The following is a 13,825-nucleotide window of genomic DNA, read 5'->3' on the forward strand; positions in this document are numbered from 1 at the left end:
GTCAAGAAATTTAAACTATAGCTGTTCAGTGAGGGGAAGTGAGCGCATGAAGCAGACGAAACAAAAAGTAATTGATGCGGCAATATCGTTGTTTAATACGAAAGGGTATGATGGAACATCGGTGCGAGACATTGCAAAGCGAGCGGATGTGAATGTAGCGAATATTTCATATTATTTTGCTGGGAAGCAAGGTTTATTAGAACAGCTTATTACTGATTTTTTAGAAGGATATATTCATGTGATTGAAATGTCGTTTGAACAGAGAGAGTATTTGTCGGCTAAAGATGTGATGGTGCAAATGATGCGCGGGATTTTACGATATCAATTTGAAAATAGAGAACTAACACGTTTCTTCTACCGAGAGCTTTCGCTTGATACGACATTAATTCGTGAAGTGATGACCGTTTATTTTTCTAAAGAAAGATATTATATAGAACAAATGATTAGACAAGGACAAATGAAAAAAGAATTTCAGAAAGTATCATTTACAATGTTTATGACGCAATTAAAAGGTATGATAAATATGCCGTTTTTATATCCACAATATATATCAGAAGTACTGCATTCTTTCCCGTCTGAGACATTTTTCATAGAAATGTACACGAAAGAGATTGAGCAATGGATGGAACAAGCATTATGTAAGGCGAATATGTACCATGAATGGCCAAGAGCTGTTCATATGTGAAGAATCCCCACCTAACGAACTGAGGTGGGGGTTTTTATGTTTACTTTTCTTTGCCATAAATTGTTACATAATAGCGCTATAATTGTTAATGCAGCTCCAGCGATTTCAATTTTATCGACTGTATAACCTCGAAAGATAGAACCGATCAGTGCAAGGATAGGAACTAAATTCATAAATAATATGCCGTTAATAGATGAAATATAGCGATTTCCCATATTCCAGCAAAATACAGCGATAACGCCTGCGATAATCGACATATAAAAGAGCTCAAAACGAACGCTCACAACTGTACGCAGTGACGGCATAGTAACTATATTTGTGTACGTTAAGAAAGTAACAATAACGATGAGTGAAATGGAGCCAAATAAACAAGTTAATGTCGTGTACCTAAGTGGTGACCAAGATTGAAAACGAGCACCCCCGTTTGTATAAATGACCCAGCAAGTAACGCCGCATAGCATCAATATGTTTGTTGATAAGTGGCTTGCAGCTCCAAATAATAAGTGAATATTTCCTTTTGAAATGACAAGCATAACACCAAGTAATGCAACAAACATACAAAGGAATGTATAGTTTTGTGGGCGGCGATTTTTCGTTATCCATTGCAGTGATAAGGCAATCAGTGGCATAAGGGATTGAATCATAGCTGCATGGATTGCTCCGGAAGGTCCGGCAAGTTGTTGTCCGTAGAAAACGAGAAAACCATACCCCGCGAAACCGACTGTCCCGTAAAAGAATAGAGAAAGTGTTCTTTTTTCTAAGCGGAGTGAAGTCTTTCCTTCAGTAATTAATAGCAAAATAAGAAAAATAATAGCTGCTGATCCATAGCGAATCGTTGTGAAGAAGAATGGATCGATAAATTGCAGAGCATTTGCCATTACAGGAAACATAAATCCCCAGGCAGTGACAGCGAGTAAGCATAGAAAGGATCCGAGTAGCATTTGTTTTTTGTTCAAGAGTATCTTTCCCCTTTACATTTCGTTATAGTAAGTTGATGAAATAAGTATAAAGAGTAATTGTTTATAGGAGGAAATATCGATTTCTTATAACGGTTATAACTTTTTGTTAGAGGTGTGTACGATGGATTTGGAGGCAGTACGATCGTTTATTGAAGTGAAGCATACGCGAAGTTTATCAAAGGCAAGTAAGATTTTACATATATCGCAACCAGCGCTTAGTAAACAAATTCAAAAGTTAGAAGCGGATTTAGAGGTTACGTTACTTAAGCGTTCTGCGCAAGGAGTAGAGTTAACGGAGGCAGGAGAGTTATTTATAAAAAGAATGTTACCGATTTTGGAGCAAATAAATGAAGTGAAAACAGAAATGAGGGGGTATCAAGAGAACCGGAAGTTTTCAATTGGTATACTACCGAGTTTAGCGGAGCGTTACATATCAGAATGTAAAGATATATTAGGTGGTGAGTTCGAAGTGGAATGGCAAATCGGGCATACGGAAGTATTAAGAGATTTATTTAAAGCGCGGGAGATTGACGCGATGTTCATCGATTCAGTAGTAGAAGGTGCTACGTATATAAAAGAAGTGCAACAAGAGAAAATTGTTTGTGCCGTTTCAAATAATCATCCGTACAAAGAGAAGATAGTCATTCAAATAGAAGAGCTACACAATGAAAAATTAATTGTATATCCAGAAATATGTGATGTAAGGAAAATGATTATGAACATGTTTCATGAAATAGGTGTAAAACCAACTATAGCTGTGGAAACATCTTACGCAGAACCGATGCTTGCAATGGTAAAAGCTGGCCTTGGTATCACGTTACTTCCAGAAAGGGCAGTGGAGCAATCTGTAAGGCAAGGAAATGTACATGTAATTTCTGTTGAACCACCACTCATGCGGAAAATTTATTTCGTATCCCATACGAAAGATTGTTTGTTATTACAATCATTTGAGGATAGGTAGTGAGGTAGGCGGAATATTGAGAAAGATTACAATCACATTGAAAGAAACATGAAATTTTAAAAAAAACTAGGTCAAAAACAAACCATTACATGGTATGATTAGTACATTGTTAGTTGTTAAATATAGGGGAATTCCCTTTTTATACATAATGCCTTCCATTTCATAAACGGAACGGACAAAAAAAGAGATATAACTAGGAGGCTTTTTTGCATGGATTCTATCCTGACGATCGTTATCATTGTAGTAAGCTCTATTCTAGTGCTGCTCATGATAGAGCTTGTGATAAGAAATCGTTCATATAAAGATATTGAAGCACTGGAGCAGTGGAAACAAGAGATAAAAGATAAACCTGTGGCAGATGAACTAAAACGGGTAAAAGATTTAAACATGACGGGTCAAACAGAAGAACTGTTTGGTAAATGGCGTGAAGAATGGGATGAAATTGTATCAACAACCCTTCCGAAAGCTGACAAAGATTTAGCGCAAGCGCGAAAATTCGCCTCGCAATTCTCCTTCCGAAAAGCAAAGCATGCGATGAACGAATCCATAAGTGGTTTAGATGACGCTGATAATCGTATTACTGACATTTTAAATGAATTACAGCAATTGTTAGAAAGCCATGAGAAAAATAGCTCGGAAATTGAAGGGTTACGTGATACATATCGTAGTATGAAAAAGAGTGTTCTTGCTCATAGACATATGTATGGAGCAGCAGAGCAGAAAATCGAAGAGATGCTAGACGCTGAATCTGAGAAATTTAAAACCTTTGAAGAAGCAACAAACAATGGCGACTATTTAAAAGCGAGAGAAATTGTTATTAGTTTGGAAGAAGGTTTAGCAGATTTAGAAATCATTATTCACCAAATTCCAGATTTATTGGTAGAGTGTCAAGCGACGTTACCAGTTCAGCTGGAAGATTTATTACACGGACATAATGATATGGTAAGACAAGGTTATGTATTAGATTATTTGGAAGTCCCTAAAGAAGTTCGCGATATGACGAAACAACTACAAACATGTTTAATGGATATACAGGAGCTTCATATAACAGAAGCGGCTGAAAAAGTAGAAAATTTAAAAACACGTTTAGATGGCTTCTACGATCAATTGGAACAAGAAGTACATGCGAGACATTATGTGGAGCAAAAAACACTTTCTGTTTACGATGACTTAGAAGAAATGCGTATCAAAACGATTGAAACGAAAACAGAAACACAACTTGTGAAACAAAGCTATCAGTTACAAGATAAAGACATTGAGTCTCAAAAAGTAATTGAAAAGCAAATGCACATTTTAACGAAACGTTTTGAAATGCTACAATTACGCGTTGCAGAACAAGATATTGCCTTCTCTATTATTCGTGAGGAACTAGAAGAGGTTTATGAGCAATGTGAAACGTTAAAAGTACTTCATGCAGAATATAAAGAAATGCTGCAAGCGATGCGCAAAGAAGAATTTGAAGCACGTGAGAAGTTACAAGAAATGCGAAATACTATTTTCGAAACGAAACGCTTTATGCAAAAGTCGAATTTGCCAGGTCTTCCAGAGAGTATTATGGAAGATTTAAAAAGAGGGCAAATGGCAATGCAAGCTGTATATGAACAATTAGAAGTGAAGCCGTTAAATATGAACGCTGTAAATAGCAGTTTAGAAGAAGCATACACAACTGTGAACGGTGTGGCTGAAATGACAGAAGAGTTAATTGGACAAGCATATTTAGTGGAAAAATTAATTCAGTACGGTAACCGTTACCGTAGTCATGATGAAAACCTAGCAGAAAGTTTAAATTATGCTGAGAAATTATTCCGTGAATATCAATATGATGCAGCTTTAGAACAAGCGGCTTCAGTATTAGAGCAACTTGAACCTGGCGTTGTTCAAAAAATAGCTGAATATGTAGACAATGAACAAACCCTTTCATAAAAGGGTTTGTTTTTTTGTGTAATTTTGCAGACGATGTTGCTATAATGAATAGCGGAATACAGCAAGGTTATTCGTTTCAAAATAAAGTGAAACTGTAATCAGTAGGAGGATTCATCCCCATTGATTACTAGCCTTCACCAATCGGGCATTTACGGACAGCCCGACTCCTACCTAACTTCTTTGCTCTAACTGGATTTTGAGGTGAGAGTCTTATTGCCTGTTCATGCGGGATAAAGTGAAACTGTAATAGGAGGGCATCCTCGACAATTATTAGCCTTCACCAATCGAGATAAAACGGAACCTTTGCGTAGTCTTAGCGTAATGACACGTATTTATGATATGATTATACGATGTGATAGCGCTGAAAGGGGAAGAACGATGATCTATTTTGATAATAGTGCGACGACGAAGCCATATCCAGAAGCTCTTCAATCGTACGTGACGGTTGCTGGGAAATATTTTGGTAATCCTTCTTCTATTCATTCGCTTGGAGGAGAGGCAGAGCGTCTATTAACACAATCAAGAACGATTGCAGCGCAGCTTCTTCGTGTTAAACCTTCTGAAATTATTTTCACATCAGGTGGAACAGAAGGGAATAACCTTGCGATTAAAGGGATAGCGATGAGGAATCGTTCGCGTGGCAAACATATCATTACAACAAATATTGAACACGCGTCTGTGTTTGAGGCATATAAGCAATTAGAAGAACTCGGGTTTGATGTAACATATTTACCGGTTAACGAGCATGGTGTTGTGTCGGTAGAAGATGTGAAACGAGCACTTCGTGAAGATACGATTCTTGTGTCAATTATTCATGTGAACAACGAAACTGGAGCAATTCAGCCCGTTGCTGAAATTGGAACGTTATTATCGAATCATCCGAAAATAAGATTCCATGTAGATCATGTACAAGGGATAGGGAAAGTACCGCTTGATTTATATGCGTCTCATATTGATCTTTGCTCAATATCTGGACATAAATTCCACAGTGTAAAAGGAACGGGTCTTCTATATGTACGCGATGGCGTAAGATTAGATCCGATTTTATCAGGTGGTCAACAAGAGCTTAAGTATCGCTCTGGTACAGAGAATTTACCTGGCATTGTAGCGATGGTGAAAGCACTTCGCATGACAATGGAACAAGTGAAAGAAAAGGTAGCTCATTTGCAAAGTTTACAAGCAGAGCTTGTTCGTTTCTTTAAAGAGATGGAAGATGTAACGATTAACACGTCGCTTGCATATGCAGCACCGCACATTTTAAATGTATCATTTGTTGGTTTAAAACCAGAAGTAGTCGTTCATGCTTTAGAAGAACACGGTGTATATGTGTCAACGAAATCTGCTTGTTCTTCAAAAGCAAATGAAGTGAGCAGAGTGTTAGTGTCAATGGGAGTGCCGCATGCAGCAGCTGCAAGCGCTATTCGTATTAGTTTGGCACCAGAAAACACAATGGAAGAAGTAAAACAATTTGAAGGTATTGTAAAAGAGACGATGCCAAAATTATATGAAGTGATGAGGTAAAGAAATTATGTTGAAATATGAATATATTTTAGTGCGTTACGGAGAAATGACGACAAAAGGTAAGAACCGTTCTAAGTTTGTAAGCACATTAAAAGATAACGTGAAGTTCAAACTGAAAAAATTCCCAAATATTAAAATCGATGCAACACATGATCGTATGTACATCCAGTTAAATGGTGAAGATCATGAAGCAGTCTCTGAAAGATTGAAGGATGTATTTGGTATTCATAAGTTTAACTTAGCGATGAAAGTACCATCAGAATTAGAAGACATTAAAGAAGGTGCATTAGCAGCTTTCTTACAAGTAAAAGGTGATGTGAAAACATTTAAAATTACTGTACACCGTTCTTATAAGCATTTCCCAATGAGAACGATGGAATTATTACCTGAGATTGGCGGACACATTCTAGAAAATACAGAAGATATTACAGTAGATGTTCATAATCCAGATGTAAATGTACGCGTAGAGATCCGCAGTGGCTATAGCTATATCATGTGCGATGAGCGTATGGGAGCTGGCGGTTTACCAGTTGGCGTTGGCGGAAAAGTAATGGTACTTCTTTCTGGTGGTATTGATAGCCCAGTAGCAGCTTACTTAACGATGAAACGCGGCGTATCTGTGGAAGCAGTTCACTTCCATAGTCCACCTTTCACAAGTGAGCGTGCAAAACAAAAAGTAATCGATTTAGCACAAGAGTTAACGAAGTATTGTAAACGAGTAACGCTTCACCTTGTTCCGTTTACAGAAGTGCAAAAAACGATTAATAAAGAAATCCCATCTAGCTATTCAATGACGGTTATGCGCCGTATGATGATGCGTATTACAGAACGTATTGCTGAGGAGCGTAACGCACTTGCAATTACGACTGGTGAAAGTCTTGGACAAGTAGCAAGCCAAACGTTAGATAGTATGCATACGATTAACGAAGTAACAAACTACCCAGTTATTCGTCCGCTTATTACGATGGATAAATTAGAGATTATTAAAATCGCTGAAGAAATCGGCACGTATGATATTTCAATTCGTCCATATGAAGATTGCTGTACTGTATTCACACCAGCAAGCCCAGCGACGAAGCCGAAACGTGAAAAAGCAAATCGTTTTGAAGCGAAATACGATTTCACACCATTAATCGATGAAGCTGTAGCGAACAAAGAAACAATGGTATTACAAACGGTAGAAGTAGTGGCGGAAGAAGAAAAATTTGAAGAACTTTTCTAAAACCATAAATTACCATATCTAAAACGTGTATGAAGTCATGTTATTTATCACACTCTATACTCACAAGGAGGTGATATAACATGTCACGTAGCACAAATAAATTAGCGGTTCCTGGTGCTGAATCAGCATTAGACCAAATGAAATACGAAATCGCTCAAGAGTTTGGTGTTCAACTTGGAGCTGATGCAACAGCTCGCGCTAACGGTTCTGTTGGTGGTGAAATCACTAAACGTCTAGTTTCACTAGCTGAGCAACAATTAGGCGGTTACCAAAAATAATCCCATATGATGGCTTAGAAAGAGCGGGTTCTCCCGCTCTTTCTTTTTTGTGTTGTGTCGCTATTTGTCGGTAAGTCGATGTAATTTCGTTTACTAATTCGACAGAACTGAAAAATTTGTCAAAAGAAGAGGGTTCAAAATTAACTGAAAATTCTTTATTATATAAAGGAGGCATAAAGAAAAGGGAGGATATTTTATGAAGCGAGAAGAATTGTTGGCGCCACCGTCTTATAATTTAGTTTCTGAAATAGAGAAATATACAGGTGATAAAGGGAAGTTAGCTTTAATTTGGCAAGATGATAAAGGGAATCGAAGGGAAGTTACATACGCTGAATTAATGCAAGGTGCGAATAAAATTGGAAACGCTTTTATAAAAAGTGGTTTGCAAAAAGGGGACAAGCTTCTCATTATGATGCCGCGTTTAATTGAAGCGTACATGACGTATATTGCTGCTATTAAAGCAGGATTTGTCGTAATTCCAAGCTCGGAAATGTTACGTAAAAAAGATATAGAATATCGAATTGGACATGGAGAAGTAAAAGCGATAGTAAGCTATGAGCCGTATATTAGGCAGTTTGATGATATAGAAGCGATGGAATCTCTTCGAAAATTTGTCCTGAGCGAGCAGTCAGTAGATGGATGGATTAATTTAAAAACAGCGTTAGAAACAGAGAGTGACATGTTAGAAATGGCGAAGACAGATAAAGAAGATATGGTCTTTTTATCTTACACGTCAGGAACGACAGGAAATCCAAAAGGTGTCGTTCATACACATGCGTGGGCATACGCTCATTTACGTACGAGCGCTCCAAATTGGCTGGGAATTGAAGAGAATGATATTGTATGGGCAACAGCTAGTCCAGGCTGGCAAAAGTGGATTTGGAGCCCGTTTTTAGCAACTTTAGGATCAGGGGCAACAGGGTTTGTATATCACGGTAAGTTTGAACCGAAAACGTACCTAAACTTATTAGACGATAATAAGGTGAATGTACTTTGTTGTACACCGACTGAGTATAGATTAATGGCAAAGGTAGAAGATTTAAGCCAGTACAATTTAGAGGCATTACATAGCGCTGTATCGGCAGGTGAGCCGTTAAATAGAGAAGTCATTGAAACGTTCAAAAAGCACTTTCATATTACAGTGAGAGACGGCTATGGGCAAACGGAAAACACATTACTTGTTGGTGTAATGAAAGGGATGGATATTAGACCAGGATCAATGGGGAAACCAACGCCAGGTAACCATGTCGATATCGTAAATGAGGAAGGTACTCCAGTTAAAGTAGGCGAAGTTGGTGATATTGCAGTTCACATTGAAACGCCGGCCCTCTTTAAACAATATTACAAAGACGATGAGCGTACAGCGATGCAATTTCGCGGTGATTATTATATTACAGGTGATAAAGCGAAGAAAGATGAAGACGGCTACTTCTGGTTTGAAGGGCGCGGCGATGATATCATTATTAGCTCTGGTTATACAATCGGGCCGTTTGAAGTAGAGGATGCACTTGTAAAACATCCTTACGTAAGAGAATGTGCAGTTGTCGCAAGTCCTGATGAAATTCGTGGAAGTGTCGTGAAGGCATTTATCGTATTAAGAGAGAATATAGAAAAGAACGAAGAAACACTAATTCCAACACTCCAACAACACGTCAAAGAACTCACTGCACCATATAAATACCCTCGCAAAATTGAATTTGTAGATGAACTACCAAAAACGATTTCTGGGAAAATTCGCCGTATTGAACTTAGAAAACAAGAGATGGAGATTCCGTCAAAATAATTTTGAAAACAGTGAAGTAAATAGTTGAATGAAATGTAAATCAATGATAAAATAAAAACGAACACAAGTTCGATTTTATAAATTTAAAAAAGAGGTGTCCGTATGATTTTAGGTATTAATCCGTACTTAGTTTTAGATGGTAGTGGGCAAGAAGCTGTACAGTTTTATAAAGAGGCTTTAGATGCAAAAGTAGAAGTCATGCAAACTTTTAGTGACATGCCTGAAAATCCAGAATACCCGATTCCAGCTGAAGCGAAAGAGCGCGTTTTACACGCTACTTTAAAAGTTGGTAATACGGATCTTATGATTTCTGATACATTCCCAGGTCAAGGGCATGCAATCGGATCTCAAGTAACAATCGCAATTCAAATTAGTAATGCAGAAAAAGCAAAAGAAGTATTCGATAAGTTACAAGAAGGTGGAGAAGTTATCATGCCACTTCAAGAAACATTCTGGAGCCCAGCATACGGACAAGTGAAAGATAAATTTAATATTGAATGGCAAGTTACAACGTCTACTACTGAACAAAAGTAATTTTTAGAAAAGCACCATGTTTTGAAATGGTGCTTTTTTTTATACAATAAAAAATAAAGGAGATGGGATATATGGGAGAAATTTGGTATGGCGGCACCATTTACACAATGAGAGAAGAAAATGAAAAAGTGGACGCTGTTTACATTGAAAACGGTACGATCGTTGATGTTGGAAGTAAAGAAGAGTTAGAAAACCAATATGCCGCGGTTACATTGTACGATTTAAAAGGCAAAACAATGATCCCAGGTCTCGTTGATAGTCATATGCATCTTATTGGGCATGGAGAGAGATTACTCCGTCTAGATTTATCAAATTGTACATCTTATGGCGAAGTGCTTACTCTTGTTCAGAAGCGAGTGGAAGAAGCTCCAAAGGGCTCTTGGATTATTGGAGAAGGATGGAATGAAAATAACTTTACAGATACGAAAGATGTTCACGCGCGTGATTTAGATGAAATTTCGAAAGAACATCCCATTTTATTAAAGAGAGTTTGTCGTCACGTTACATGGGTGAATGCATACATACTGCAAGAAGCGAATATAACAGCAGCGACAGAAGATCCAAAAGGCGGGAAAATTGGTAGGGATTCATCAAATAAGTTAACAGGGCTTTTATATGAACAAGGGCAAGAATTAATTAAACATGTTCAGCCAGAAATTGATGAAGCTTATTTACAAAGAGCTCTGCAAACAGCGATTAAAGATTGCTGGAAATACGGACTTGTTGGCGGGCATACGGAAGATTTAAATTATTATGGTGGTTTTAGAAAAACATATAATGCGTTTTCTCACGTTATAAAAGAAATGCCATTTAAAGCCCATTTGCTCGTTCACCATGAAGTAGCACATGAACGAAAAGAATATGAAAATGAACATTATATTGAATTTGGAGCAATGAAAATTTTCTCTGACGGTTCTTTTGGCGGAAGAACAGCATTATTAAGTGAACCGTATGAAGATGCGAAGGAAACAAATGGAGTTGCGATTTTCTCACGTGAAGAACTTGCGGAATTAGTAAAGAAAGCACGAGATTTACATATGCCAGTTGCGATTCATACTATCGGTGACTTATCGCTTGAATATGTCATTGATGCACTCGAATTATATCCACCAGCAGAAGGGTTACGTGACCGCATTATTCATTGTCAGCTTGCTCGTGAAGAGTTGATAGAAAGAATGAAAAACTTGCAAGCCATTATCGATATACAGCCAGTCTTTCTTTCATCAGATTTTCCGTCAGTCATTGAAAAACTAGGCGAGCACCGTCTTCGTTATGCGTACGCTTGGAAGACGTTACTGGAAGCAGGATTACACTGCAACGGTGGCTCAGATGCTCCCATTGAACAAGTAAATCCGTTTCTAGGCATATATAGCGCTGTTACACGTAGAAGTTTTATTGACGGTGTATGCTATATGCCTGAGGAGAGATTAATGGTATATGAGGCTGTTTCTTTATTTACAACAGGAAGTGCCTATGCAATTGGAAAAGAAGCGAAGCGAGGGCAAATTACAAAAGGATATGAAGCAGACTTTACAATATTAGACCGCAATATTTTTGAAATTGAGGCAGAAGAAATAAAAGAAGTACAAGCAGAAATGACCGTAATAGATGGCCAAGTTGTCTATAGAAAAGATGCGTAAAAATATATGAGCGGTTTTCGGAATATATCGAATTACCGACAAAAACTGACAAGAATAACGGCCGGATAGTAAGAGAGTATTGTTCGCGTCAATCGGGGTAAATAAATAACCGCAGAATTATGGAATTCCATAATTCTGCGGTTATTTTAATCTTATAAAAACGTTCTCTGTACTTTTTCCCAGAAAGAATTGTTTTTTAATTTAACTGTTTTAATTTGTTTATCGCTTAAGCGTACAACAGCTTTTTCCACTTGTTTAATGCTAAGCGCTTCGTTATCCATGCCGATAACAGGATAATCGTTACCGTCTGGTCTTAGTTTTAAAGTTAATGTACGTTCGTGATTTAAAATGAAAGGTGAACCGAGCGTACGGTAAGTGTTGTTGTTTAAAGATGCTAGTTCGCTTACTTGGAAACATGGGATAAGCGGGTCAACAACTGCACCATGCAATGATTTATTGTAAGCAGTACTTCCTGTTGGGGTAGAAACTACTAAACCGTCCCCTCTAAATGTTTCGAAATATAAATCATCAACATGAACATCTACAACGAATGTTTTAATAATGCTAGAACGTAATGAGAACTCATTTAAACAATGGAAAGATGTACTGTGATCTACATCTACCTGAATTGTTGGATATTTTCGCACTTCAATTTCATTTTTTGTAATTTCTTGAAGGGCTGTATCAACGTGATCAATATGGAAATCGCAGTAGAACGAAATTTCATCTTTCGTAGAAATCCCTGCATATAAGCAATCTTCCCTAAAACCAGTTTTACGAACGGCTTGTAAGAAGGTTGCATCATCTCCAACACTGACGATAGCGTTTGCATTTTTTGGATGATCTAATATGGTAAATCCATTCTCTTCTAAAATACGATAGATTGGTTTCATTTTTTTAACGAGCGTTGCTTTGTCATCACCATAAAAGAAAAATAAATTGCGACGATCTGCCATTATGTATCCCTCCACTGCAGTTAAATTTTCTGTTTTTCGTGCTACATATCATTAGAGTCCGTTCCCTGATGATATGTTCAAATAATATATTTCGATATAAATTGTCAAAATACCTTTTTATTTTTAGAAAAATTTTTATATTCAATCTTATAGAACTCTGTTTAACGATGAATAAACTTGTCGATAATGGGTACGGAGTGAAAGGATGATACGTATGAAGTGGCTCGTAATTGGAATAATAATTCTTCTTCTTTTTATTTTGTTTATACTATTGTCGAAAATAAAGCTTAAGGTGACATTTTTATATTCAGAAATGGAAAAGCAATGTTTGCTTCAAGTGAAAATATGGATGATTCGATATACATTTGATGTGTTGGAAAGAATTGAAAAACAGCAGAAAAAGACAGGACAGAAAATCGAAAAAGCTGAAGAGGACGGCGGACTCGATAATAAAATTATGGCGCAACTTGACAGCATTGGTGAACTGATAAAAAAGCTTCAAGAAGTTCATACTATTGTTAAAGATTTTCTCAAACGAGTGAAAATCAATGGTTGGAAATGGCATACACAAATTGGAGCAGGCGATGCAGCTAGTACTGGAATTGTCACTGGATATGCATGGGGGACAAAAGGTATGGCTGCTGGAGTTGTCGGACAATATATGCATATTGTCGACGTACCAGAATTTGAAATTACCCCAGTTTTTCAAGGGAAAGGATTTGCATCAAGATGCGAGTTAACAGCATCTTTTCGTATATTCCGCGCTATAAAAACTGGCGTCAAATTACTCGTATTTATGAGAAGACAAAGATCTGGTATGACAGAAAAATCTGTTCAAGCATAGGGGGGATATAGAATGGACCATCCAATTCAAGGTTTAATGACAACAGCAATGCAGCATTTAAAACAAATGACTGATGTAAATACAATTGTTGGTGACCCAATTAAAGCGGCAGATGGAAGCGTAATTCTTACAGTTTCGAAAGTAAGTTTCGGATTTGCTGCTGGTGGAAGTGAATTTGGTAAAGTAGAACATTCAGGTCGTCATCCATTTGGCGGGGGAAGTGGTGGAGGAGTTTCTATTAATCCTGTTGCCTTTCTTGTTATAAATGGAGATGGTGTGAAAGTATTGCACTTAGATAAACAAACACACGTCATCGATAAAATAATTGAATTAGCGCCACAAGCTGTTGATAAAGTGAAAGAAATGATGGATAAACGAAAAGAAGATGATCCTGAATTTCAAATTTAACGAATAAAGAAGCTAATCAATAGGTTAGCTTCTTTAATTTTTTTGTAAATAAAGCGATTTTATTTGCATTATCGATAGGGACAAACTATCATTTACATTGTACATATTTTG

At 37.2% G+C, this 13,825-nt stretch carries 13 protein-coding genes; 11 read left to right on the forward strand and 2 right to left on the reverse strand.

Going from position 1 to position 13,825, the window contains the following annotated elements:
• The first annotated feature begins 46 nt into the window (after positions 1 to 46).
• The gene (refZ, locus tag MR107_RS03770) at positions 47 to 685 is read left to right on the forward strand and encodes a forespore capture DNA-binding protein RefZ (protein ID WP_242245128.1); all 639 of its coding nucleotides are present in this window, start codon (positions 47 to 49) and stop codon (positions 683 to 685) included.
• An 11-nt stretch (positions 686 to 696) separates the two neighbouring features.
• Here refZ and MR107_RS03775 read toward each other — a convergent pair whose 3' ends face one another.
• Positions 697 to 1,641 carry a DMT family transporter gene (locus tag MR107_RS03775; protein WP_242245129.1) on the reverse strand — a complete coding sequence of 315 codons (945 nt, stop codon included), beginning with the start codon at positions 1,639 to 1,641 and terminating at the stop codon, positions 697 to 699.
• Positions 1,642 to 1,765: 124 nt separating this feature from the next.
• Here MR107_RS03775 and MR107_RS03780 point away from each other — a divergent pair, with 124 nt between their 5' ends.
• The 8 genes from MR107_RS03780 to MR107_RS03815 all read left to right on the forward strand — a co-directional run bounded on the left by MR107_RS03780 (position 1,766) and on the right by MR107_RS03815 (position 11,506).
• Positions 1,766 to 2,605 (forward strand): LysR family transcriptional regulator, encoded by an 840-nt coding sequence (locus MR107_RS03780; RefSeq protein ID WP_242292063.1) that lies wholly within the window; start codon positions 1,766 to 1,768, stop codon positions 2,603 to 2,605.
• 210 nt (positions 2,606 to 2,815) lie between these two features.
• The gene (gene ezrA, locus MR107_RS03785) at positions 2,816 to 4,528 is read left to right on the forward strand and encodes a septation ring formation regulator EzrA (RefSeq protein WP_242292064.1); all 1,713 of its coding nucleotides are present in this window, start codon (positions 2,816 to 2,818) and stop codon (positions 4,526 to 4,528) included.
• 378 nt (positions 4,529 to 4,906) lie between these two features.
• Positions 4,907 to 6,049, forward strand: coding sequence for a cysteine desulfurase family protein (locus tag MR107_RS03790; protein WP_000638992.1), 1,143 nt, complete (start codon positions 4,907 to 4,909; stop codon positions 6,047 to 6,049).
• A 7-nt stretch (positions 6,050 to 6,056) separates the two neighbouring features.
• Positions 6,057 to 7,271 carry a tRNA uracil 4-sulfurtransferase ThiI gene (gene thiI / locus MR107_RS03795; protein ID WP_000922337.1) on the forward strand — a complete coding sequence of 405 codons (1,215 nt, stop codon included), beginning with the start codon at positions 6,057 to 6,059 and terminating at the stop codon, positions 7,269 to 7,271.
• Positions 7,272 to 7,351: 80 nt separating this feature from the next.
• A complete protein-coding gene (locus MR107_RS03800) occupies positions 7,352 to 7,549 on the forward strand; it encodes an alpha/beta-type small acid-soluble spore protein (protein ID WP_000091640.1) in 198 nt (65 codons plus the stop codon).
• A gap of 196 nt (positions 7,550 to 7,745) precedes the next feature.
• The gene (gene mbcS, locus MR107_RS03805) at positions 7,746 to 9,332 is read left to right on the forward strand and encodes an acyl-CoA synthetase MbcS (RefSeq protein WP_000817767.1); all 1,587 of its coding nucleotides are present in this window, start codon (positions 7,746 to 7,748) and stop codon (positions 9,330 to 9,332) included.
• A 102-nt stretch (positions 9,333 to 9,434) separates the two neighbouring features.
• Positions 9,435 to 9,866: a VOC family protein gene (locus tag MR107_RS03810; RefSeq protein WP_242245130.1), complete on the forward strand. Its 432-nt coding sequence runs from the start codon at positions 9,435 to 9,437 to the stop codon at positions 9,864 to 9,866.
• Positions 9,867 to 9,937: 71 nt separating this feature from the next.
• On the forward strand, positions 9,938 to 11,506 hold the full coding sequence (locus tag MR107_RS03815; protein ID WP_000503978.1) for an amidohydrolase: 1,569 nt from the start codon (positions 9,938 to 9,940) through the stop codon (positions 11,504 to 11,506).
• A gap of 152 nt (positions 11,507 to 11,658) precedes the next feature.
• Here the strand turns inward: MR107_RS03815 and MR107_RS03820 are convergent, their stop codons facing one another.
• Positions 11,659 to 12,462, reverse strand: a complete 804-nt coding sequence (locus tag MR107_RS03820; RefSeq protein ID WP_242292065.1) for an NAD kinase — start codon at positions 12,460 to 12,462, stop codon at positions 11,659 to 11,661.
• A gap of 205 nt (positions 12,463 to 12,667) precedes the next feature.
• Here MR107_RS03820 and MR107_RS03825 point away from each other — a divergent pair, with 205 nt between their 5' ends.
• Positions 12,668 to 13,306, forward strand: a complete 639-nt coding sequence (locus tag MR107_RS03825) for a DUF2953 domain-containing protein (RefSeq protein WP_002164419.1) — start codon at positions 12,668 to 12,670, stop codon at positions 13,304 to 13,306.
• 12 nt (positions 13,307 to 13,318) lie between these two features.
• Complete coding sequence (gene ytfJ, locus MR107_RS03830) at positions 13,319 to 13,714, forward strand: GerW family sporulation protein (protein WP_000350003.1); 396 nt, start codon at positions 13,319 to 13,321, stop codon at positions 13,712 to 13,714.
• The last annotated feature ends 111 nt before the right edge of the window (positions 13,715 to 13,825 follow it).

The organism is Bacillus cereus group sp. BfR-BA-01441, from assembly GCF_022663075.1.
GTDB lineage: Bacteria > Bacillota > Bacilli > Bacillales > Bacillaceae_G > Bacillus_A > Bacillus_A cereus.